Annotated in this window: 18 protein-coding genes, 1 tRNA gene, 2 rRNA genes and 1 pseudogene (1 of these 22 only partly in view); 18 read left to right on the forward strand and 4 right to left on the reverse strand. The window is 61.0% G+C overall.

The window, feature by feature from the left end:
* The 16 genes and pseudogenes from C3F36_RS10460 to C3F36_RS10535 all read left to right on the forward strand — a co-directional run.
* A 23S ribosomal RNA gene (locus tag C3F36_RS10460) occupies nucleotides 1-2,207 on the forward strand (it extends 682 nt beyond the left edge of the window).
* A gap of 121 nt (nucleotides 2,208-2,328) precedes the next feature.
* Nucleotides 2,329-2,443 (forward strand): 5S ribosomal RNA (gene rrf, locus C3F36_RS10465).
* 47 nt (nucleotides 2,444-2,490) lie between these two features.
* Nucleotides 2,491-2,566 (forward strand) — tRNA-Thr (locus C3F36_RS10470).
* A 213-nt stretch (nucleotides 2,567-2,779) separates the two neighbouring features.
* Nucleotides 2,780-4,044: pseudogene (locus C3F36_RS10475) on the forward strand (cytosine deaminase).
* A gap of 87 nt (nucleotides 4,045-4,131) precedes the next feature.
* A complete protein-coding gene (gene crcB, locus C3F36_RS10480; RefSeq protein WP_104455027.1) occupies nucleotides 4,132-4,509 on the forward strand; it encodes a fluoride efflux transporter CrcB in 378 nt (125 codons plus the stop codon).
* A 65-nt stretch (nucleotides 4,510-4,574) separates the two neighbouring features.
* The gene (ubiE, locus tag C3F36_RS10485) at nucleotides 4,575-5,327 is read left to right on the forward strand and encodes a bifunctional demethylmenaquinone methyltransferase/2-methoxy-6-polyprenyl-1,4-benzoquinol methylase UbiE (RefSeq protein WP_010672355.1); all 753 of its coding nucleotides are present in this window, start codon (nucleotides 4,575-4,577) and stop codon (nucleotides 5,325-5,327) included.
* Nucleotides 5,328-5,335: 8 nt separating this feature from the next.
* A complete protein-coding gene (locus C3F36_RS10490) occupies nucleotides 5,336-5,944 on the forward strand; it encodes a ubiquinone biosynthesis accessory factor UbiJ (RefSeq protein WP_029313421.1) in 609 nt (202 codons plus the stop codon).
* Complete coding sequence (ubiB, locus tag C3F36_RS10495) at nucleotides 5,944-7,584, forward strand: ubiquinone biosynthesis regulatory protein kinase UbiB (protein ID WP_041212050.1); 1,641 nt, start codon at nucleotides 5,944-5,946, stop codon at nucleotides 7,582-7,584. Before C3F36_RS10490 ends, ubiB begins: the two co-directional genes overlap by 1 nt.
* Nucleotides 7,585-7,623: 39 nt before the next feature.
* On the forward strand, nucleotides 7,624-7,872 hold the full coding sequence (gene tatA, locus C3F36_RS10500; RefSeq protein ID WP_010672358.1) for a Sec-independent protein translocase subunit TatA: 249 nt from the start codon (nucleotides 7,624-7,626) through the stop codon (nucleotides 7,870-7,872).
* A 3-nt stretch (nucleotides 7,873-7,875) separates the two neighbouring features.
* On the forward strand, nucleotides 7,876-8,334 hold the full coding sequence (gene tatB / locus C3F36_RS10505; RefSeq protein ID WP_104455028.1) for a Sec-independent protein translocase protein TatB: 459 nt from the start codon (nucleotides 7,876-7,878) through the stop codon (nucleotides 8,332-8,334).
* Complete coding sequence (gene tatC / locus C3F36_RS10510) at nucleotides 8,331-9,083, forward strand: twin-arginine translocase subunit TatC (protein ID WP_104455029.1); 753 nt, start codon at nucleotides 8,331-8,333, stop codon at nucleotides 9,081-9,083. The genes tatB and tatC overlap by 4 nt, the downstream gene beginning before the upstream one ends.
* 111 nt (nucleotides 9,084-9,194) lie before the next feature.
* A complete protein-coding gene (locus tag C3F36_RS10515) occupies nucleotides 9,195-9,980 on the forward strand; it encodes a TatD family hydrolase (RefSeq protein ID WP_104455030.1) in 786 nt (261 codons plus the stop codon).
* 3 nt (nucleotides 9,981-9,983) lie between these two features.
* Nucleotides 9,984-11,003, forward strand: coding sequence for a porphobilinogen synthase (hemB, locus tag C3F36_RS10520; protein ID WP_039041081.1), 1,020 nt, complete (start codon nucleotides 9,984-9,986; stop codon nucleotides 11,001-11,003).
* A 221-nt stretch (nucleotides 11,004-11,224) separates the two neighbouring features.
* The gene (gene prlC, locus C3F36_RS10525) at nucleotides 11,225-13,267 is read left to right on the forward strand and encodes an oligopeptidase A (protein WP_104455031.1); all 2,043 of its coding nucleotides are present in this window, start codon (nucleotides 11,225-11,227) and stop codon (nucleotides 13,265-13,267) included.
* A 234-nt stretch (nucleotides 13,268-13,501) separates the two neighbouring features.
* A complete protein-coding gene (locus C3F36_RS10530) occupies nucleotides 13,502-16,060 on the forward strand; it encodes a putative bifunctional diguanylate cyclase/phosphodiesterase (protein WP_104455032.1) in 2,559 nt (852 codons plus the stop codon).
* Nucleotides 16,061-16,111: 51 nt separating this feature from the next.
* Nucleotides 16,112-16,873 (forward strand): class I SAM-dependent methyltransferase, encoded by a 762-nt coding sequence (locus tag C3F36_RS10535; protein ID WP_246878003.1) that lies wholly within the window; start codon nucleotides 16,112-16,114, stop codon nucleotides 16,871-16,873.
* Between the two features lie 80 nt (nucleotides 16,874-16,953).
* Here the strand turns inward: C3F36_RS10535 and C3F36_RS10540 are convergent, their stop codons facing one another.
* From C3F36_RS10540 to rhlB, 4 genes are all read right to left on the reverse strand, one after another.
* Nucleotides 16,954-17,196, reverse strand: coding sequence for a Rho-binding antiterminator (locus C3F36_RS10540; protein ID WP_104455033.1), 243 nt, complete (start codon nucleotides 17,194-17,196; stop codon nucleotides 16,954-16,956).
* A 30-nt stretch (nucleotides 17,197-17,226) separates the two neighbouring features.
* Nucleotides 17,227-18,210 (reverse strand): DUF4382 domain-containing protein, encoded by a 984-nt coding sequence (locus C3F36_RS10545; protein WP_104455034.1) that lies wholly within the window; start codon nucleotides 18,208-18,210, stop codon nucleotides 17,227-17,229.
* A gap of 202 nt (nucleotides 18,211-18,412) precedes the next feature.
* Entirely contained in the window at nucleotides 18,413-19,903 is a 1,491-nt protein-coding gene (gene gppA, locus C3F36_RS10550; protein WP_104455035.1) for a guanosine-5'-triphosphate,3'-diphosphate diphosphatase, read from the reverse strand.
* Nucleotides 19,904-19,916: 13 nt separating this feature from the next.
* Nucleotides 19,917-21,206 carry an ATP-dependent RNA helicase RhlB gene (gene rhlB, locus C3F36_RS10555; RefSeq protein ID WP_104455036.1) on the reverse strand — a complete coding sequence of 430 codons (1,290 nt, stop codon included), beginning with the start codon at nucleotides 21,204-21,206 and terminating at the stop codon, nucleotides 19,917-19,919.
* Between the two features lie 113 nt (nucleotides 21,207-21,319).
* Here rhlB and trxA point away from each other — a divergent pair, with 113 nt between their 5' ends.
* Nucleotides 21,320-21,646 (forward strand): thioredoxin TrxA, encoded by a 327-nt coding sequence (trxA, locus tag C3F36_RS10560; protein ID WP_010672369.1) that lies wholly within the window; start codon nucleotides 21,320-21,322, stop codon nucleotides 21,644-21,646.
* A 207-nt stretch (nucleotides 21,647-21,853) separates the two neighbouring features.
* Entirely contained in the window at nucleotides 21,854-23,119 is a 1,266-nt protein-coding gene (rho, locus tag C3F36_RS10565) for a transcription termination factor Rho (protein WP_010672370.1), read from the forward strand.
* Nucleotides 23,120-23,182 lie beyond the last annotated feature (63 nt).

Genomic DNA, 23,182 nt, shown 5'->3' on the forward strand with positions numbered 1-23,182 from the left:
TGGGCAGGTTGAAGGTTGAGTAACATCAACTGGAGGACCGAACCCACTAACGTTGCAAAGTTAGGGGATGACCTGTGGCTGGGGGTGAAAGGCCAATCAAACTCGGAGATAGCTGGTTCTCCCCGAAAGCTATTTAGGTAGCGCCTCGGACGAATACTACTGGGGGTAGAGCACTGTTTGGGCTAGGGGGTCATCCCGACTTACCAACCCCATGCAAACTCCGAATACCAGTAAGTACTATCCGGGAGACACACGGCGGGTGCTAACGTCCGTCGTGAAGAGGGAAACAACCCAGACCGCCGGCTAAGGTCCCAAAGTTCTGGTTAAGTGGGAAACGATGTGGGAAGGCTCAGACAGCTAGGATGTTGGCTTAGAAGCAGCCATCATTTAAAGAAAGCGTAATAGCTCACTAGTCGAGTCGGCCTGCGCGGAAGATGTAACGGGGCTCAAACCAGGCACCGAAGCCGCGGATTCACGCTAAGCGTGAGTGGTAGGGGAGCGTTCTGTAAGTCTGCGAAGGTGTGTCGAGAGGCATGCTGGAGATATCAGAAGTGCGAATGCTGACGTAAGTAACGATAAAGGGGGTGAAAAGCCTCCTCGCCGGAAGACCAAGGGTTCCTGTCCAACGTTAATCGGGGCAGGGTGAGTCGACCCCTAAGGTGAGGCCGAAAGGCGTAATCGATGGGAAGCAGGTTAATATTCCTGCACGACTTGTAATTGCGATGGGGGGACGGAGAAGGCTAGGTGGGCCAGGCGACGGTTGTCCTGGTGAAAGTGCGTAGGTGGTGTTTCTAGGCAAATCCGGAGACACAACACTGAGACACGAGACGAACGCACCACGGTGCGGAAGCCATTGATGCCCTGCTTCCAGGAAAAGCCTCTAAGCTTCAGATTACAAGTCATCGTACCCCAAACCGACACAGGTGGTCGGGTAGAGAATACCAAGGCGCTTGAGAGAACTCGGGTGAAGGAACTAGGCAAAATAGAACCGTAACTTCGGGAGAAGGTTCGCTCTTGATGGTGAAGTCCCTTGCGGATGGAGCTGTCGGGAGTCGCAGTGACCAGATGGCTGGGACTGTTTATCAAAAACACAGCACTCTGCAAACACGAAAGTGGACGTATAGGGTGTGACACCTGCCCGGTGCCGGAAGGTTAATTGATGGGGTTAGCGCAAGCGAAGCTCTTGATCGAAGCCCCGGTAAACGGCGGCCGTAACTATAACGGTCCTAAGGTAGCGAAATTCCTTGTCGGGTAAGTTCCGACCTGCACGAATGGTGTAACCATGGCCATGCTGTCTCCACCCGAGACTCAGTGAAATCGAATTCGCCGTGAAGATGCGGTGTACCCGCGGCTAGACGGAAAGACCCCGTGAACCTTTACTACAGCTTGGCACTGAACATTGAACCTACATGTGTAGGATAGGTGGGAGGCTTTGAAGGCGTGACGCCAGTTGCGCTGGAGCCGTCCTTGAAATACCACCCTTGTATGTTTGATGTTCTAACGCAGGGCCCTGAATCGGGCTCGCGGACAGTGCCTGGTGGGTAGTTTGACTGGGGCGGTCTCCTCCCAAAGAGTAACGGAGGAGCACGAAGGTTGGCTAATCCTGGTCGGACATCAGGAGGTTAGTGCAATGGCATAAGCCAGCTTAACTGCGAGACGGACAGGTCGAGCAGGTACGAAAGTAGGTCATAGTGATCCGGTGGTTCTGAATGGAAGGGCCATCGCTCAACGGATAAAAGGTACTCCGGGGATAACAGGCTGATACCGCCCAAGAGTTCATATCGACGGCGGTGTTTGGCACCTCGATGTCGGCTCATCACATCCTGGGGCTGAAGTCGGTCCCAAGGGTATGGCTGTTCGCCATTTAAAGTGGTACGCGAGCTGGGTTCAGAACGTCGTGAGACAGTTCGGTCCCTATCTGCCGTGGGCGTTGGATGATTGAAGGGAGTTGCTCCTAGTACGAGAGGACCGGAGTGAACGAACCTCTGGTGTTCGGGTTGTCACGCCAGTGGCACTGCCCGGTAGCTAAGTTCGGAATCGATAACCGCTGAAAGCATCTAAGCGGGAAGCGAGCCCTGAGATGAGTCATCCCTGACCCCTTGAGGGTCCTAAAGGGCCGTTGGAGACCACAACGTTGATAGGTGGGGTGTGTAAGCGTAGCGATACGTTGAGCTAACCCATACTAATTACCCGTGAGGCTTAACCATACAACACCCAAGAAGTGTTTCTGGCCTTGTAGCGAATGAGTGAACTACTTACAAATTCAGTGATAATGACAAGCAACTAGCAAAGTCGTTATTCACGTCAGCTTTCTGGATTAAGATTTTGCCTGGCGGCAATAGCGCAGTGGAACCACCTGACCCCATGCCGAACTCAGAAGTGAAACGCTGTAGCGCCGATGGTAGTGTGGCATTCGCCATGCGAGAGTAGGACACTGCCAGGCACCCAATTTTAGATTACGCATTGAGCGTGGTCTTTACCGGTTAGTGTGCTGATATGGCTCAGTCGGTAGAGCGCATCCTTGGTAAGGATGAGGTCCCCAGTTCGATTCTGGGTATCAGCACCATTAAATAAGAAAGCCTCCCAATCGGGAGGCTTTTTTGTGTCTGCCTTTCAGCCATCCATCGCAAATTGCAGTCCTGCAATGTCGCACCTTCTTGTTGCTGAGATATCTTCCCTTTCTATCCCGTATGCTTTCCGGGCGGCGCTTCTCTATTAAAGGGATCCGGGCTAAGTTGTGGATTGGCAAAGACAACTACGCTTTCGAAGGGGAAAGAACATGCTGATTAGGAATGTGCGTCTGGCGGGCAGGGAAGGGATGTGGCAAATCCTCTGTCAGGGAGGCGTGATCCGGGCCATTGAGCCCATGAGCACTCAGCTGCTCTCTGTCCGCGAGCTTGATGGTGAGCAAGGCCTTGTCATCCCCCCTTTATCGAACCGCACATTCACCTCGATACCACCCAGACGGCTGGCGAGCCGAGTTGGAACTTCTCCGGTACCCTGTTCGAGGGGATCGAGCGTTGGGCCGAGCGCAAGGCGCTGCTGACCCATGAGGATGTGAAACAACGCGCCATCCAGACACTGAAATGGCAGATTGCCAACGGCATCCAGTTCGTGCGGACTCACGTGGATGTTTCCGACCCCAATCTGGTCGCCTTGAAGGCGATGCTGGAGGTGCGGGAGGAGATGAAGGAGTGGGTGGAGCTGCAGATCGTCGCTTTTCCGCAGGAGGGGATCCTCTCCTACCCCAACGGCAAGGCATTGCTGGAAGAGGCTCTCAAGCTGGGGGCCGACGTGATCGGTGCCATCCCCCATTTCGAGTTTACCCGGGAGTACGGGGTCGAAAGTCTGCACTACGTCTTCGATCTTGCGGAGAAGTATCAGGTTCTGGTGGATGTGCATTGCGACGAAATCGATGACGAACAGTCCCGTTTTATCGAGACGCTGGCAACCCTGGCCTACGAGCGCGGTATTGGCCATAGGGTGACCGCCAGCCACACCACCGCCATGCACTCCTACAACGGAGCCTATGCCTCGCGGCTGTTCCGGCTGCTCAGGATGGCGGACATCAACTTCGTGGCCAATCCGCTGGTGAACATTCACCTGCAGGGGCGCTTCGACAGCTATCCCAAGCGTCGTGGGATCACCCGGGTGAAGGAGATGCTGGAGGCGAACATCAACGTCTGCTTCGGCCACGACGACGTGTTCGATCCCTGGTATCCCATGGGCACGGCCAACATGTTGCAGGTGCTGCATATGGGGCTCCATGTCTGCCAGATCATGGGCTACGAGCAGATCAACGACAGCCTCAAGCTGATCGGCAGCCACAGCGCCCGCACCCTGAACGTGCAGGATCGCTACGGCATCGAGGTGGGCAAGCCCGCCAACCTGCTGATCCTTCCTGCAGAGAATGGTTTCGATGCGGTGCGCCGCCAAGTGCCGGTGCGTTATTCCATCCGCCATGGCAGAGTCATCGCCGATACTCGCCCGGCCGAGACGACCCTCCATCTTGTGAATGCAGAATCGGTAGACTTTCGCCGCTAGGGTCTAGCAGGGTCGATTAATTGCCCGGCTGTCCCCTGCTGCCGACATTTTGCATAATGCCAACCTGACAATCTTGGAGACTGCTTGATGCAAACCTGGTTATTTGTCGCTGCCGGAGGCGCCTTCGGTGCCTGCCTGCGTTTTGGCATCGCCGAGCTGATGGCCTGGCTGCTGGGACGCCACTTTCCCTATGGCACCCTGGTGGTCAACGTGGTGGGTTCCTTCATCATGGGGATTGCCTATGCCCTGATCAGCCATGGTCACGTGGTGGAGCACCCGATGAAGCCATTGCTGATGGTGGGTATCCTCGGCGCCTTGACCACCTTCTCCTCCTTTGCCCTCGATACGGTCGTGCTGGCCCAGCAAGGGGCCTATCTGAAGGCGCTGCTCAATATCGGTCTCAATCTGTTCCTCTGTCTGGCCATGGTCGTGCTGGGGATGCAGTTGGTCACAAGCCGGGTTTGAGGTGTCCGCACGCCATCGGCTCTGGTAAACTGGCGGCCATTCTTTGCTCTATGGGTATTTGAGGGATGTCGGAACAGACTACTACTACGCATTTTGGCTATAAAACCGTGGCAGCGACCGAGAAGGAAACCCTGGTCGCCGGTGTCTTTCATTCGGTAGCGGCCAAGTATGATCTGATGAACGATCTGATGTCGTTCGGCATCCATCGCCTCTGGAAGCGCTTTACCATCGACTGCTCCGGTGTCCGCAAAGGACAGAAGGTGCTGGATCTGGCTGGCGGCACAGGGGATTTGACCGCCAAGTTCTCCCGCATCGTGGGTGAGACCGGCCAGGTGGTCCTGGCAGACATCAACGACTCCATGCTGAAAGTGGGCCGCGACAAGCTGCGCAACCTGGGGGTGGCCAACAACGTCTCCTACGTACAGGCCAATGCCGAGGCGCTCCCGTTCCCTGACAACCATTTCGACGTCATCACCATCGGCTTCGGCCTGCGCAACGTCACCGACAAGGACAAGGCGCTTGCCTCCATGTTCCGGGTGCTCAAGCCGGGTGGCCGCCTGCTGGTGCTGGAGTTCTCCAAGCCGGTGAGCGAAGTGATCGCCAAGCTTTATGATCTCTACTCCTTCAAATTGCTGCCGAAAATGGGTGAAATCGTCGCAAACGACAGCGAAAGCTACAAATACCTGGCGGAATCTATCCGCATGCACCCGGATCAGCAGACCCTGGCGGGCATGATGGAGCAGGTCGGGTTCGAGCAGGTGGAGTTCTACAACCTGACCCAGGGCGTGGTCGCCCTGCACCGCGGTTACAAGTTTTAAGGTCGCCTATGCCGATGGATGCTATGGTCACCGCGGTGATCGAAACCAGCCTCAACCAGTTGCTGGCCCTGGACAAACAGAGCCCGGAGCGGTTGCGCAAGCTGACGGGCAAGGTACTCAAACTGGAGCTGCGCGAACTCAAGCCGCTCTGGTTTGTCTTCTCAGAGCGCCGTCTGGATGTGCTGGCCAGGTTTGAAGGGGAGGCGGATGCGGTGCTGAGCCTCTCCCTGACTGCCCTCGGCCTGCTCAAGGAGCCTTCCGCCCTGACCCGCTACATCCGCGAGGAGAAGCTGGACCTGAGCGGTGACCCCCAGCTGGTGCAGGCATTCAGCGCCCTGCTTGGCGAGCTCGATATCGACTGGGAAGAGGAGCTGTCCCGCTACACCGGCGATGTGGTGGCCCACACCCTGTGCAGTGGTGCCCGTCAGGCTCGCCGTTTTGTGGGGCGAGAGTTGTGCCGTTCCCAGCGTCAAGTGGCCGAGTATCTGACCGAGGAGGCGAGGCTTGCCCCGGGTCCGCTGGAAGTGGCGAGCTTCAATGACGATGTCGAAGAGCTGGCCCAACAGATGAAGGCGATCGAGTTGCGGCTTGCTCGCCTCGAACAGCAGGTGAGCTGATGACCCCGAAGGAGTTCAAACGCCTCTATCGCATCGTCAGCATCCTGCTGGAACAGGGCATCGACGAGCTGGTGCCCGCCCGTTATCAGCCCTGGCCTGGCCGTCTGGCCCGTCGCAGTCTGTTCTGGCTCAAGAACAAGCAACAAGGCATGAGCCGTGGCGCCCGTATTCGTCTCGCCTTCGAGGCTCTGGGCCCCATCTTCATCAAGTTCGGCCAGATGCTCTCGACCCGCCGAGACCTGCTGCCCCCTGACATTGCCGAAGAGCTGGCCCTGCTGCAGGACAGGGTGCCTCCCTTCTGTGGTCAGGCCGCCCGTCGCCAGATAGAAGAGAGCCTAGGTTGCCCCGTCGAGACGCTGTTCGATGAGTTCGACGAGACGCCGCTGGCATCCGCCTCCATCGCCCAGGTGCACACCGCCCGGTTGAAGGAGAACGGCCGCGAGATCGTCATCAAGGTGATCCGTCCCGATATCGAGCCGGTCATCGAGGCCGACCTGCGCCTGATGCAGGCCCTGGCCCGTCTGGTGGCCCGTTTCGTGCCCCAGAGCGGACGACTGCGCCCCGTCGAGGTGGTGGAGGAGTATCGCAAGACCATACTCGACGAGCTCAACCTGATGCGCGAAGCGGCCAACGCCATCCAGCTGCGCCGCAACTTCACCGGTTCCGAGGCGCTCTATGTGCCCGAGGTGTTCACGGACCATTGCCGTGAGCAGGTGCTGGTGATGGAGCGTATCTACGGCATTCCGGTCTCCGACATTGCCGCGCTGGAAGCCAACGGCACCAACATGAAGCTGCTGGCCGAGCGCGGAGTGGAGGTGTTCTTCACCCAGGTGTTCCGCGACAGCTTCTTCCACGCTGACATGCACCCGGGCAACATCTTCGTCTCTTTCGAACACCCCGAGAATCCGCTCTGGATCGGCATCGACTGCGGCATCGTCGGCACCCTCAACCGGGAAGACAAGCGCTACCTGGCGGAGAACTTCCTCGCCTTCTTCAACCGCGACTACCGCCGTGTGGCCGAGCTGCACGTGGAGTCTGGCTGGGTACCGCCCGATACCAAGGTGGACGAGTTCGAGTTCGCCATCCGCACCGTGCTGGAGCCCATCTTCGAGAAACCGCTCTCCGAGATCTCCTTCGGCCACGTGCTGCTCAATCTGTTCAACACCGCCCGTCGCTTCAACATGCAGGTGCAGCCGCAACTGGTGCTGCTGCAAAAGACCCTGCTCTATGTGGAAGGGCTGGGTCGCCAGCTTTATCCCCAGCTGGATTTGTGGCAGACCGCCAAGCCCTATCTGGAAAACTGGATGCACGAGCAGGTCGGCCCCAAGGCGGTGTGGAATGCCATCAAGGAGAAGGCGCCGTTCTGGGCGGAGAAACTGCCGGAGCTGCCGGAGCTGGTCTATGAGACCCTGCGTCAGGCCCGCCATCAGCAGCACCACTTCGACCAGATGTTTGCCGATTTCCGTCGCCACAGTCGCCGTCAGGGGCAAGCCCGCTACCTCTTAGGGGTTGGAGCCAGCCTGCTGCTCGCGGGTGTATTCTTGCTGACCCAGAAACAACACATTGAGTGGGGACAAATCAGCCTCGCCGGCGCCGGGTTATGCTGGCTGCTGGGTTGGTTGCGAACCCGTTCCCATTAAAAAACCTGCGCCATCGGGCGCCTATCCGGAGAGAAAGTCATGGGTGGTATCAGTATTTGGCAGTTGTTGATCATCGCAGTCATCGTCGTGCTGTTGTTCGGCACCAAGAAATTGCGCGGTATCGGCGGCGATCTGGGCGCGGCGGTCAAGGGGTTCAAGAAGGCGCTCTCCGATGAGCCGGCCGACACCAAACCCGAGCAGAAAGATGCCGAGTTCCCGACCAAGCAGTTGAACGAGACGGCCAGCAACGCCGAAGCCGCCAAGCAGAAAGACAAAGATCAGGCCTAAGCCATGTTCGACATCGGTTTTTGGGAGCTGGTCGTCATCGGCGTCGTCGCCTTGGTGGTGCTGGGTCCCGAGCGGTTGCCGGTTGCGATCCGCACCGCCAGCCACTGGATAAGGCTGATCCGCAGCACCGCCAACTCGGTCAAGGCCGAGCTGGAACAGGAGCTCAAGTTGCAGGATCTGCACAACGATCTGAAGAAGGCCGAACGGTTGCAGATGAACAACCTGAGCCCCGAGCTGCAGGAATCCATCGAGCAGTTGAAAGCGGCCGCCCAGTCGGTGAATCGTCCCTATCAGGGGGAGAACGAGATCCGCCCGCCTCGGGAGCCCGCCCAGGCCGAGCCAGCCATTCCGGTGGCGGCCTCGGTGCCCGTGACCTCAGAGGTGCCACCGGTCAACAGTCAGCGAGAGAGCGAGCCAGTGCCCGCCAGCGAGTCCGCAGCCAAGGGGGAGGGTAAGCCATGAGTCAGGCAGAACAACCCCTCATCAGCCATCTGGTGGAGCTGAGAACGCGCCTGCTGCGTTCCATCACCGCCATTCTGCTGGTGTTCATTGCGCTGATCTACTTCTCCAACAACATCTACGACTTCGTGGCCCAGCCGCTGCTCAGCCAGCTGCCGGAAGGGACCAGCATGATAGCGACGGATGTGGCGACCCCCTTCATCACGCCCATCAAGCTGACCCTGGTGGTCTCCTTCTTCGTGGCGATCCCTTATCTGCTCTACCAAGCCTGGGCCTTCATTGCCCCCGGTCTGTACCAGCATGAACGGCGTCTCATCATGCCGCTGGTCGCCTCCAGTGCCGTGTTGTTCTACGCCGGCATGGCGTTTGCCTACTACGTGGTGTTCCCCCTGGTGTTCGGTTTCTTCACCAGTACCGCCCCCGCCGGGGTGACGGTGGCGACCGACATCGCCAGCTACCTGGACTTCGTGCTGACCCTGTTCTTCGCGTTCGGGGTGGCGTTCGAGATCCCGGTGGCCACCATACTGCTCTGCTGGACCGGGGTGACCACCCCCAGGAGCCTGAAGGAGAAGCGCCCTTACGTCATCGTCGGGGTCTTCGTGGTCGGTATGTTGCTGACGCCGCCCGATGTCTTCTCCCAGACCCTGCTCGCGATCCCCATGTGGGGCCTGTGGGAGATAGGTCTGTTCTTCGCCCGCTTCTACGTGAAGAAAGAGGACGAGGAGCAGCAACAAACGGAAGAGGGGAGCTGAGGCTCCCTTCCTCTTTTCATGCATCCGTTCGAGGCGTATGGTAAGGCCCCATCGAGTAGATGGTTTTCAAATGCCTGATATGCACCTCGTTTGTCCGGAACCCCTGACTCCATGATCGACATCGGTTTGAACCTGACCAGCAGCCAGTTCGCCGGCGAACAGGCCGACCTGGTGGAACGCGCGCGCGCCGCCGGGGTGGAAGCCTTGATCCTGACCGGCACCGATCTGGCCGGCAGCCGCGAGAGCGCCGCATTGGCCGCCCGCTGGCCCGGTTACTGCTTCTCCACCGCCGGGGTACATCCCCACGATGCCAAAAGCGTCGATGAGGCGACCCTGCCCGCCTTGCGCGAACTGGCGGCCCTGCCCCAGGTGGTGGCCATCGGCGAGTGCGGTCTCGACTACAACCGGGACTTCTCCCCCCGTCCGGTGCAGGACGCGGTGTTTGACGCCCAGCTGGCGCTCGCCGCCGATCTCGGGATGCCGGTGTTTCTCCACTGCCGCGATGCCCATGACAAATTCGTCGAGATCCTGCGCCCCTGGTTGCCCCGCCTGCCGGGGGCCGTGCTGCACTGCTTCACCGGCTCCGACGCCGAGCTGGACGAGTGCCTGGCGCTGGGGCTGCATATCGGGGTGACCGGCTGGCTCTGTGACGAGCGCCGTGGCCAGCTGCTGCGCGAGCAAGTGGCCCGCATTCCGGCGGGTCGCCTGATGATAGAGACAGACGCCCCCTACCTGGTGCCGCGGGATCTGAAACCCAGACCCAAACGCAACGAACCCGCTTTTTTGCCGCACATCGCCCAGGTGGTGGCGGCCTGCCGTGGTGAAGCGCCCGAGGCCTTGCTGGCCCATACCCGGGCCACCTCCGCCGCATTCTTCCAACTTCCGCTTTTGGAGTGATTCATGGCCACAACTCTTCCGGGGGCCTTCCCGGGCCGTCGCCTGCGCCGGGTGCGCAAACATGACTTCAGCCGCCGCCTGGTGCGCGAGAACGTACTGACCGTCGACGATCTCATCTATCCCGTGTTCGTGCTGGAGGGAGAGGGTCAGCGAGAGGCCGTTGCCTCCATGCCGGGGGTGGACAGGCTCTCCATCGATCTGCTGCTCGAAGAGGCCGCCGAACTGGTGGCCCTGGGTGTGCCGGCGGTGGCCCTGTTCCCGGTGACGCCGCTGGAGAGAAAGAGTCTGATGGCGGAAGAGGCCTACAACCCGGATGCCCTGGCCCAGCGGGCGACCCGTGCCCTCAAGGCTCGCTTCCCGGAGCTCGGGGTCATCACCGATGTGGCGCTCGACCCCTTCACCACCCATGGCCAGGACGGCATCATCGATGACGAAGGCTATGTGCAGAACGACATCACCACCGAGATCCTGGTGAAGCAGGCGCTCTCCCATGCCGCCGCCGGGGCCGACATGGTGGCCCCGTCCGACATGATGGACGGCCGCATCGGTGCCATCCGCGCCGCGCTGGAGGAGAATGGCTTCGTCAACGTGCAGATCATGGCCTACTCCGCCAAGTACGCCTCCCACTACTACGGCCCGTTCCGCGATGCGGTGGGCTCCGCCGCCAACCTCGGCAAGAGCAACAAGGCCACCTACCAGATGGATCCGGCCAACGGCAACGAAGCCCTGCACGAAGTGGCCCTCGACATCGCCGAAGGGGCGGACAGCGTCATGGTCAAGCCGGGCATGCCCTACCTGGACATCATCCGCCGGGTGAAGGATCAGTTCGGCGTGCCGACCTTCGCCTATCAGGTGAGCGGCGAGTACGCCATGCACATGGCGGCGATCCAGAATGGCTGGCTCAAGGAGAAGGAGTGCGTGATGGAATCCCTGCTCTGCTTCAAGCGGGCCGGGGCCGATGGCATCCTCACCTACTTCGCCAAGCGGGTCGCCCAGTGGTTGAAAGAGGACGCCCGACGCTGAGGCGGGGAGTGTCCATGCCCTCACAATGCCGGCCCTCGGGCCGGCATTGTCGTCTCTGGTAGATGAAATGCTGGTTTTATGAACAAAATGCCTGAAAAAGTGGGCAACATGCCCGTCTCTTGGCGGCAAAGGCTTGATAAATGGGGTTTCTGCCTACATCTTAGATGGTCCAAGCAGGCTTCTGGACGGCAGGGGCTGCAGAGCATTTAGAGGTACCGCAGATGACTAACCCTTTGCTGACAATGGACTCGCTGCCTCCCTTCAGCCAGATCCAGCCCGATCAGGTGCAACCTGCCGTGACGCAGGCCATCGCCGATTGCAAACAGAAGATTGAGGATGTGCTGGCCCAGAAGGAGCCTCACACCTGGGACAGCCTGATCGCCCCGCTGGAAGAGGTCAACGACCGCCTCTCCCGGATCTGGTCCCCCATCAGCCACCTCAATGCCGTGCAGAACAGCGAGGCGCTGCGAGCGGCTCACGATGCCTGCCTGCCGCTGCTTTCCGAATTCCAGACCTATGTCGGTCAGCATGAAGGGCTCTATCAAGCCTATCTGGCCCTCTCCGAGAGCGATGACTTCCCCCGGCTGGATGATGCCCAGCGCAAGGAGATCCTGAACACCCTGCGCGATTTTCGCCTCTCCGGCATCGGTCTACCTGCCGAGGCGCAGCAGCGCTACGGCGAGATCCAGGCCCGCCTCTCGGAGCTCGCCTCCCGTTTCAGCAACAACGTGCTGGACGCGACCCAGGGCTGGTACAAGCTGGTGACCGACGAGGCCGAGCTGGCCGGTCTGCCCGCGAGCGCCCAGGCTGCCGCGCGCCAGATGGCCGAACTCAAGGGCAAGGAGGGGTGGCTGTTCACCCTGGACATCCCCTCCTACCTGCCGGTGATGATGTACGCCGACAGCCGCGCCCTGCGTGCCGAGCTGTATGAGGCCTTCACCACCCGCGCCTCCGACCAGGGCCCCAACGCCGGCAAGTGGGACAACTCCGCCATCATGACCGAGTTGCTCACCCTGCGCCGGGAGCTGGCCCGACTGCTGGGCTTTGCCAACTATGCCGAGCTCTCCCTCGCGACCAAGATGGCGGACAAGCCGGAGCAGGTGGTGGACTTCCTCACCGACCTGGCTGCCAAGTCCCTGCCCCAAGGCAAGGCGGAGCTGGAGGAGATCCGCGCCTTTGCCGCCGAGCAGCACGGTCAGGACGAACTGGCGGCCTGGGATCTTGCCTATTACGCAGAAAAGCTCAAACAGCACAAGTTTTCGGTCTCTGATGAGCAGTTGCGTCCCTACTTCCCCGCCGGTCGGGTCGTGAAGGGGCTGTTCGAGGTGGTCAAGCGGGTGTTCGGCATGAAGGTGCGCGAGCGTCTCGGCATCGACACCTGGCACCCGGACGTGCGCTTCTACGACATCTTTGACGCCGATGACGAGCTGCGCGGCAGCTTCTACCTGGATCTCTATGCCCGCGAGCACAAGCAGGGCGGCGCCTGGATGGATGTCTGCCTGGGTCGCCGCTACCGTCAGGACGGCTCCCTGCAAAAGCCGGTGGCCTACCTGACCTGCAACTTCAACGGCCCGGTGGACGGCAAACCGGCCCTGTTCACCCACAACGAAGTGGTCACCCTGTTCCACGAGTTCGGCCACGGCATTCACCACATGCTGACCCGCATCGATGTGGCCGGTGTGGCCGGCATCAACGGCGTGGCCTGGGATGCGGTGGAGCTGCCTAGCCAGTTCCTCGAGAACTGGTGCTGGGAATCCGAGGCGCTGGCCTTCATCTCCGGCCATTACGAGACCGGGGAGCCGCTGCCCGCTGATCTGCTGGAGAAGATGCTGACCGCCCGCAACTTCCAGGCGGCGATGCAGATGCTGCGCCAGCTGGAGTTCGCCCTGTTCGACTTCCGTCTGCACCAGGAGTTTGACCCGGCCAGCGCGGATCAGATCCCTGCGCTGCTGGATGAGGTGCGCAGCCAGGTCGCCGTGATGACGCCTCCGGCGTTCAACCGCTTCCAGCACAGCTTCTCCCACATCTTCGCGGGCGGCTACGCGGCGGGCTACTACAGCTACAAGTGGGCCGAGGTACTCTCTGCCGACGCCTTCTCCCGCTTCGAGGAGGAGGGGATCTTCAACCCGGCCACGGGCCACTCCTTCCTGAAGAACATTCTGGAAAAGGGCGGCTCCAGGGAGCCGATGGAGCTGTTCCGTGCCTTCCGTGGCCGGGAGCCCCAGGTGGATGCGCTGCTGCGTCACAGCGGTATCGCCGCGTGAGGTCCCGCCGCCACAGTGAGCCTCGATTGGATGAGCTGCCGCGCCACTGCGGGAGCTTCAAGCAGGTACACATTTGCGGCATAGTGGGATCGAAACGTGATTTTTGATAGAAAAAGGGACCTTTTGGTCCCTTTTTCCAAGCCTTTTTAATATCTTGCGGAGTGCATGTTTGCACTGTCCCCGCCTCTTCAGTAGAGTCGGGTTCTACCTTCCAGGGAGAGAAAGAACCTTGCCATGAGGCGAGCACTCGAGTCTATCTATCAAATCATCTCCAGCCTGTCTCATTCGAGTGGTCAGGGATATTTTGATGCCTTTGTGAGTGAAATCGCCAACGCGGTGGGGGCTGACTTCGTCCTGGTGTCCGGCAAGGATCAGGCGGGTCTGTTCTTTACCGTGCATGCCGCCTATCCCGCCTCCCTCGACATCAACTCCTACAGCTTCCCCCTCGCCGACACTCCGGGGGAGATCGCCATGCAACAGGGTGAAGCCTGGTTCAGTGATCGCACCCGCCAGCTGTTCCCCCACGCCGCCGTGCTGGAGCGCTGCGAGGTGAGAGCCTATGCCGGCGTCGCGCTCAAGAACGCCGAGGGAGAGACCATCGGCCTGTGCAGCGTCATGTTCAAGCGGGCCATGCCGAGAATGGAGAAGATAGTGGGCCTGCTGCGTCTGCTGGCCCCGCTCGCCGGTCGTGAACTGGCGCTGATGTATCAGCAGCGCCAGAGCCAGGAGCAGCCGGCGCAACCGGAACATCACCACTTCCTGGACACCATGATGTCCCATGCGCCCGTGGGCATCGGCAAGGTGGATCTGGGCGGCAAGATCCTCTGGGCGAACCCGGCCATCGAGAAGATGCTCGGCTACAGCCAGGAGGAGCTGCAACAGCTCACCGTCGCCGAAATCAACCATCCGGACGACTGGCAGACCAGCATTGCGCTCTACGACGCCCTCAAGCGGGGGGAGCGTCCCGCGTTTACCCAGGAGAAGCGTTATCTCCATCGGGATGGGACCGTCCTGTGGGGACGGGTGACGGTGACCCTGATCCGCAACGAGCAGATGCACCCCGACTATCTCATGGTGGTGCTGGAGAACATCGATCCCATCAGGCGCCATGCGGAGCAGCTCAAGCTCTCCCACCGGGTCTATGACAACCTCTCCGAAGCCATTCTGGTGTGCGATGCCGACAGTCGCATCATCTCGGTCAATCCGGCCTTCGAGAAGATCACCGGTTACAGCGAGGAGGAGGCGTGTGGCCAGCGGCCCAGCATGCTCAAGTCCGGACTGCACGATCAGACCTTCTATGCGGACATGTACCACGCCCTGGAGCGGGTGGGGATCTGGCGTGGGGAGGTGTGGAACAAGCGCAAGAACGGCAAGCTCTATCCCCAGCAGCTGATGATCAGCGCCGTGCGGGAAGGGGGCAAGATCAGTCAGTACATCGCCATCTTCAGCGATCTTTCCCAGACCAAGCTGGCGGAGCAGAAGATCGCCGCCCAGGCCAACTACGACAACCTCACCGGCCTGCCCAACCGCTGGCTGTTCGGTCGCTGTCTGGCCCGCTTCTGCGAGCGGGGGGAGCGCTTCGCCCTCATGGTGCTCGACCTCAACAACTTCAAGGCGGTCAACAACAGCATGGATCACCATGTGGGCGACGCCCTGCTGCGGGAAGTATCGGATCGGCTGGTGAGCCGGGTGCGCACCGAGGACCTAGTGGCCCGCATCGGCGGCGACGAGTTTGCCTTCCTGGTGCCCGGCATCGTCAACCGCCGTCAGGCCGAGGTGTTTGCCAAGCAGGTGATCGGCGGTTTTGCCCGTCCCTTCATGCTGGCCAACCAGCACCTCTATGTGACCGCCACCCTGGGGATCACCCTCTGTCCCAATGACGGCGGCGACAGCGACGAGCTCTTGCGCAATGCCGAGCAGGCCCTGTTCGTCGCCAAGCGCCAGGGACGCCCCCTCGGCACCTACAACGCCTCCATGCGGGAAGAGGTGAGCCAGCGCCACCAGATGCAGCACGATCTGGCGGAGGCCATCAAGCTGGGCCAGCTGACCATGGCCTACCAGCCCATCTGGGACAACCGCAGCGGCCGGGTCGCCAAGCTGGAGGCCCTGGTGCGCTGGTATCACCCCCACTGGGGTCAGGTCTCACCGGCGGATTTCATCCCGCTGGCGGAAGAGGCGGGGCTCATCCAGGGGCTGGGTGCCCTGGTGCTGTGGCAGTCTTGCCGGGATCTGGCCAGATTGCAGCAGTCCGGCTTCCCGGATCTGCAGATGTCCATCAACCGCTCCACCCTGGAGTTCCAGACCATAGACCCGGAGGCCAACGAGTGGCTCAGGGTGATCCGTCACTTCAACCTGGACCCGGCGGACATCATCATCGAAATCACCGAGTCCCTGCTGATGGAGACCAGCGATCAGCACAGGGTGCGGATCGATGCCCTGCGCGAGGCGGGCTGCAAGCTGGCCATCGACGACTTCGGCACCGGCTACTCGGCCCTCAACTACCTGCGCACCTTCCCGGTGGATCTGGTGAAGATCGACCGCTCCTTCGTGCGCCACATCCCCTTCAACGAGCAGGACAGGCTGCTGCTCGACGGCATCATCAACATAGTGCACAACCTCGGCATGCAGGTGGTGATCGAAGGGGTGGAGACCCGGGAGCAGCTGAACTTCCTCTGCCTGAAGGGCTGTGCCTTCACCCAGGGCTACCTGCTCAGCCGTCCGCTGCCCTATGACGATCTGGTGGAGTACCTGGGCCTCAACCGTCAGGGGATGAACCTGACCACGGTGAGCTGATCTCCCGCTTCTGCTATCATGCCGGCTCCTGCGCCGTGATGAGTCCGTGTTATGCCCCATATTCAGGTTTTCAGTGAAGTCCCCGCCCGCGATGGCGAGCTCGACGCCCTGCGGCTGCGGCTGGCCGGGGTGGAGTTTCCGGCCCCCTTCGCGCTGGTGCTGACCGAGGCACGGCTGGAGCTGCGCAAGCTGGACGAGCCCAAGCTGGGGGCCGTCTATGTGGACTTCATCGAAGGGGCGGTGGCCCATCGCCGCAAGTTCGGCGGTGGTCGCGGCCAGTCCATCGCCAAGGCGGTGGGGCTGAAGTCGGGGGCCATGCCGACCGTGGTGGACGCCACCGCCGGGCTCGGCCGTGACGCCTTCGTGCTCGCCTCCCTCGGCTGCAGGGTGACCCTGATCGAGCGCAGCCCCGTGGTGGCGGCCCTGCTGCAGGACGGCCTGGCGCGGGCGGGCCAGGATCCCGAGATAGGCCCCTGGGTGCGCGAGCGGATGCAGCTGCTGCACGGGCCGGCGGTGGAGACCCTGCTGGCGCTGACCGAACGGCCCGAGGTCATCTACCTGGATCCCATGTTCCCCCACAAGCAGAAGTCGGCGCTGGTGAAAAAAGAGATGCGGGTGTTCCAGTCCCTGGTGGGGGCCGATCTGGACGCCGACGCCTTGCTGCCGGCGGCGCTCAGGATGGCGGAGAAACGGGTGGTGGTGAAGCGGCCGGACTACGCGGGCTGGCTCAACGAGCAGAAGCCGAGCATGGCCATCGAGACCAAGAGCAACCGCTTCGACGTCTATGTGATGGCGGCGCTGGCGGCAGGCTGAATCGAGCGCGCTTGAGGCAAGGTGTCAGATAGCAAGAGGGCCCGCAGCGCGGGCCCTCTTTCGTTGTTCGCACTCGGCGGCTAGAAGCGGATCCGCTTCTCTTCCCCCTGCCAGAGCAGCTCCAGACTCGCCAGATCCGCCAGGCTGAGGCGCTCGCCGCCTTGCAATAGCAGGTACTCGACGCCTTCTCTGGCCTCGATGGTGCGGATCCTGTCTGCCCACAGGCGGCCGTCCCGACCGGTGAGGGTGACCGGCAGCTGCCAGCGGGCGGCGATCTCGAGCCAGTCGTAGAGGTCGCAACTGATGGGTTGATACCCTGTCATGGTGCTTCTCCTACCTCGGCCCCAGGCCCGTCACTGGAAATTGATGCTGGTGGTCGGGGCCGTCACCGGCTGCGCCTTCAGCACCTGCTCCAGCTGCAGCGGGTCGTTGGCCAGCTCGGGATCATCCTCGTCGCCGTTGCAGACCAGCACCATGTCGTAGCTGCCGAGGTTGACGAAGCCCAGCTCGTAGCCGTAACCACCACCCGTCAGGGGAACGACGGGGGCGCTGGCGTAGAAGCCGTTGTCGAGGTCGGCCATGTCGGGATAGGCGTCATCTCCCACAGGGCGCAGTTCGTCGTAGAAGTAGACGAAGGCCTTGTCGGTGAGCTGGCCGCCGCAAAGCCCTGCCGCCACCGTGCCCCTGACGGTGGCGACCTCGGTGTTGTTCACCAGTCGCACCCCTCTGGGCTTGAGCTTGTAATGCTCCTCGTGGCCCGGCAGCACCATGGAGTGGCGCAGGTCGAACTCTGTGGTGAAGGCGCTGAGGCCGTTGGCGGCTATGGTGAAGGCATCCAGCTTGAGCTCGTTGCTCGGCACCTCCAGCGGCTTGATCACGCTGTCATCCTGCAGGACGTAGGAGTAGGGTGTGCCATCCGGGAATTGATTGCCTGCATCCCGGCCATCCAGGATCCGCAGCCGCATCTGGCTGTAGTCGCCGGGGACCACGCTCTGGCTGGCCAGCAGGGGGCGGCTGCTGGAGCCCGGGTATTTCAGCAGATCGATATAGGTGAACAGGGGGTGGCCTGAGGCGTCCAGAGGGATGATCTCTCCCGTCGGCGTGCAGCCATCGTCCTGGGCCGATGTCAGGAAGCTGGCGGTGGTCCAGGCCAGCTCGCTCCCCGAGACGGGGTGGATGCTGATGTTGGAGACGGCGATGCAGACCTTGCTGACCGAATCCACCGGGGCATCGGAGAAGGCCAGGGACATCTCGGCATTCTGCTGGCTGTTGTCGTCACTGCCGCCACCGCAGGCGGTCAGCAGGGCAGTCAGGGCTATCAGGGGTAAATGTTTCATGGTTTCCGTTCCTGTGAGAGAGACAACTCAACTCTAGCCGAGCCGCTGGCACAGGCTAGATGGCAGGGGGGAGCGGAGAACCGGAATTGGGTTGAAAGTACAATAAAATCAACGGTAAGGCGTTGAATGGCGCCAATGATGGCTGCGAAAGGGATTGTCGGAACGGGCGGGAAAAGAAGCGAAGCGGGCGCAGGGCGCCCGTTCAGGCTTCCAGCAGGCGGGTGGACCAGCCCATCTTCTGCTGACGCTCCACTTCCAGGCGCAGCTCGCTGGCCCGCAGGTAGTGCTCGTCCAGCCAGCCCCTGGGCAGGGTCAGGGTCAGGGCATCCTCATCGGCCTGCAGCATGAACTGGGGCACTGTACCCTGGGTGCGGCGCATGCAGAGGATCAGGGAGATGCGCAGGATGCGGGCCAGCCGGATCGCCTGGCGAGCCGTCACGGCTCCCTGTTTCTCCAGCGGCTCCAGCTTGAAGTCGTCCCGCTGGTTGAGCAGCAGGGCCGACAGCAGCTTCTTCTGGGCCGGGGTGAAGCCCGGCATGTCGATGTTGTCGATGATGTAAGCGGCGTGTTGCGGCGCCTTCTTGTACTCGATGCACAGACCAATTTCGTGCAGCAGGGCCGCATAGCGCAGGATCGGGCGACCGTAGCGCTTGGAGAGGCGCCAGGCCGGCTGCAGCTGGGTGAAGGCCTGGATGGCGGTGTCGCGCACCCGCTCGGCGTGCTCCTTGTCCAGCTGGTAGCGGCTGATCAGGCTGTCGGCGGTGCGATCCCGGGCATCACAGTCGTGATTGTTGCCGAGCAGGCCGTAGATGAGTCCTTCACGCAGGGCACCGCCCGCCAGGGTCATGCTCTCGATGTCGAGGGTCTCGAAGATGGCGATCAGGATGGCGAGACCGGAGGGGAACACGGTCAGCCGTTCGGCCGCCAGCCCTTCGAGCTGCAACTGATCGACTCTGCCGCAGGCGATGGCCTGACCCATCAGCTCTTGCAACTTGGGCAGGGTGACCCGCTCGCTCTTGCCCTGGGCCAGCATGATCTCCTGCAGCGCCTGGACGGTGCCGGAGGCGCCGACGCAGGTGCGCCAGCCGAGGACACGGTAGTCCGCAGCCACTTTCTCCAGTACCGCCTTGGCGGCGGCAATGGCCTGGTTGAAGCGCGTCTCGGAGAGCTCGCCATCACCGAAGTGGTTGTTGAGCCAGGTGACGCAGCCCATGTGCAGGCTGTTGAGCAGCTTGGCTTCGCTCTGCTCGCCGATCACCAGCTCGGTGCTGGCGCCGCCGATGTCGATTACCAGCCGGTTGCCTTCCCCTGCCGACGTCCAGGAGACACCTTCATAGATGGTCTTGGCTTCTTCCTCGCCCGAGATGATCTCGATGCTGTGGTTGAGCACCCGTTCCGCTTCGCTGATGAATTCGTCGACGTTGGTGGCCAGGCGCAGGGTGGCGGTGCCCACTACCCGGATATTGTCGGACGGGATGTCCTGCAACTGCTCGGAGAAGAGGCGCAGACAATCCCAGCCCCGCTCCATGGCGGCACGGTTGAGGCGAAAATCGGCATCGAGGCCGGCGGCGAGGCGTACCTTGCGTTTGACCTTGGTGACGGTGCGCAGGGCACCGGCGACCTCGCGCACCACCAGCATGTGAAAGCTGTTGGAGCCGAGGTCGATGGCGGCATAGAGAGGCGAGTTGTGCAACTTGGCCGATCCCTCAGTTCTTGCGGGGGGGACGACGACGGTTGTTGCTGTTGCCACCGCCCTGGCGATCCCGCATGTTGCGGTTCACCGGCTGGCGGTTGCGGAACACCCGTTTTGGTGCGGTGACGTCATCCAGCAGCGCCTCGCGGTCATACTTGCTGACCGGGATGGGGTGGTGGATGTACTCCTCGATGGCCGGCAGGTTGAAGGCATAGTCTTCACAGGCCAGGCTGATGGAGTGACCGCTTTTGCCGGCGCGGCCGGTACGACCGATGCGGTGGACATAGTCTTCGGCATCGTCGGGCAGGTCGTAGTTGAAGACGTGAGTCACGTCGGGGATGTGCAGACCACGGGCGGCCACGTCGGTGGCGACCAGGATATCCAGGGTGCCCTTGGTGAACTCTTCCAGGATCTTCATCCGCTTCTTCTGCGGCACGTCGCCGGTCAGCAGGCCGACGCGGTGGCCGTCGTTCTCCAGCCACGCATGAACGTCTTCACAGACGTGCTTGGTGTTGGCGAAGACGATGGCTTTCTCGGGCCACTCCTCTTCCATCAGGGAGAGCAGCAGCAACATCTTGTCTTCGTTGGAGGGGTAGAAGAGCTCCTCCTTGATCCGCACGCCGGTCATCTGTTCCGGTTCGACCTGCACATGTTCCGGGTGGTTCATGTGTTCATAGGCTAGCTCCTGCACCCGCAGGGAGAGGGTGGCGGAGAACAGCATGCTCATACGCTCGGTGGCGGGGGGCATGCGGCGGAACAGGAAACGGATGTCCTTGATGAAGCCCAGATCGAACATGCGATCCGCTTCGTCCAGTACCACGACCTGGATGTTGCCGAGATCGATGACCTTGGACTTGAAGTAGTCGATGATGCGGCCGGTGGTGCCGATCAGGATGTCGACGCCCTGTTCCAGCACGGCCAGCTGCTTGTCGTAGCCTTCGCCACCATAGGCGAGACCGAGCTTGAGCCCGGTGGAGGCTGACATGCTCTCTGCATCGTTATAGATCTGGACGGCCAGCTCCCGGGTCGGGGCCATGATGATGGCGCGGGGCTGGTTGACGAGGCGCGGCCTGGTCAGCGGATGGGTCAGCAAATAGTTGAATGTCGCCGCCAGGAAAGCCAGGGTTTTGCCGGTCCCCGTCTGAGCCTGACCGGCGAGGTCATGACCTTCAACCAGCAGGGGCAGGGACAGTGCCTGGATGGGCGTACAATAGTGAAATCCCTTTGATTCCAGACCAGCCAGAACTTCGGGTTCGAGGCCCATTTGGGCGAATTTTTCGGTCGTTAGATGTGTTTTGCTCATGGCGGTAGGTTATCAGGTTAGGCTTGCAATAATAAACAGGATCATTTCAAATAGGGCAACTATTGCCTTTGTTGAACCATCAATAAAGCCTTAATTACTGACTGGAGTTGGAGATGAGTGACAAGATTGTTCAGCTGAGCGATGCCAGCTTCGAGGCCGATGTAATCAACGCCGACAGCCCTGTTCTGGTCGATTTCTGGGCCGAATGGTGTGGACCGTGCAAGATGATTGCCCCGATCCTGAACGAAGTTGCTCAGGAATATGAAGGTCGCGTGACCGTGGCGAAATTGAATATCGATCATAACGCCGACACTCCGCCCAAGTACGGCATTCGTGGTATCCCGACCCTGCTGCTGTTCAAGAATGGTGAAGTGGCAGCGACCAAGGTCGGCGCCCTGTCCAAGACCCAACTGAAAGAGTTCCTGGACGGCAACCTGTAATAATCAAGAAGGAGCGCATTGCAATAATGCGCTCCTTGTGTTTTATCACCTAGACGCTCACCCTGATTGGTGCTAGTTTATCGCTCGTTTGCTAACCTTTTTGCCTGACTCTTTGCTTAACTACCAGCCTGGCAAGTCAAATCCGATCAGCATCAATCCAGCAGACTGTCTCCTCATTTCAATCCTTGCTTACAGACTTTCACCACTATGAATCTGACTGAACTTAAGAACACTCCTGTGTCCGAGCTGGTCCAGCTTGGCGAATCCATGGGGTTGGAAAATCTGGCTCGGGCGCACAAGAAAGACATTATCTTTGCAATCCTCAAGGCGCACGCCAAGGGCGGCGAGGATATCTTTGGCGACGGTGTGCTGGAAATCCTGACCGACGGTTTCGGTTTCCTGCGCAGTGCAGACGGCTCTTATCTCGCTGGTCCGGATGACATCTATGTCTCCCCGAGCCAGATCCGCCGCTTCAACCTGCGTACCGGCGACACCATCTCCGGCAAGATCCGGCCGCCGAAAGAGGGCGAGCGCTATTTCGCCCTGCTCAAGGTCAACGACGTCAACTACGACCGTCCGGAAAACTCCCGCAACAAGATCCTGTTTGAAAACCTCACTCCCCTGCACGCCAACGAGCGTCTGCGCATGGAGCGTGGCAACGGTTCCACCGAAGACATCACCGCCCGTGTACTGGATCTGGCATCCCCGATCGGCAAGGGCCAGCGCGGTCTCATCGTTGCACCGCCCAAGGCCGGTAAGACCATGCTGCTGCAGAACATCGCCCAGAGCATCGCCTACAACCACCCGGATTGTGAGCTGATAGTGCTGCTGATTGACGAGCGTCCGGAAGAAGTGACCGAGATGCAGCGGATGGTGAAGGGCGAAGTCATCGCCTCCACCTTCGACGAGCCGGCCTCCCGTCACGTCCAGGTCGCCGAAATGGTGATCGAGAAGGCCAAGCGTCTGGTCGAGCACAAGAAGGATGTGGTGATCCTGCTGGACTCCATCACCCGTCTGGCCCGCGCCTACAACACCGTCATCCCGTCTTCCGGCAAGGTGCTGACCGGTGGTGTGGACGCCAACGCCCTGCACCGTCCGAAGCGTTTCTTCGGTGCGGCGCGCAACGTCGAAGAGGGCGGCAGCCTGACCATCATCGCCACCGCGCTGATCGATACCGGCTCCAAGATGGATGAAGTCATCTACGAAGAGTTCAAGGGTACCGGCAACATGGAACTGCACCTCTCGCGCAAGATTGCCGAGAAGCGCGTCTACCCGGCCATCGACATCACTCGCTCCGGCACCCGCAAGGAAGAGCTGCTGACCGCACCGGACGAGCTGCAGAAGATGTGGATCTTGCGCAAGATCATTCACCCCATGGGCGAGATCGACAGCATCGAGTTCCTCATCGACAAGCTGGCTGCGACCAAGACCAACGACGAGTTCTTCGACTCCATGAAGCGTCAACAGAAGTAACAGCCTCTTCCATGACAAAACCGCGGCCCAGGTCGCGGTTTTTGTTTATCTATTTCACGGCTG

The sequence above is a fragment of the Aeromonas sp. ASNIH2 genome, from assembly GCF_002934795.1.
GTDB lineage: Bacteria > Pseudomonadota > Gammaproteobacteria > Enterobacterales > Aeromonadaceae > Aeromonas > Aeromonas caviae.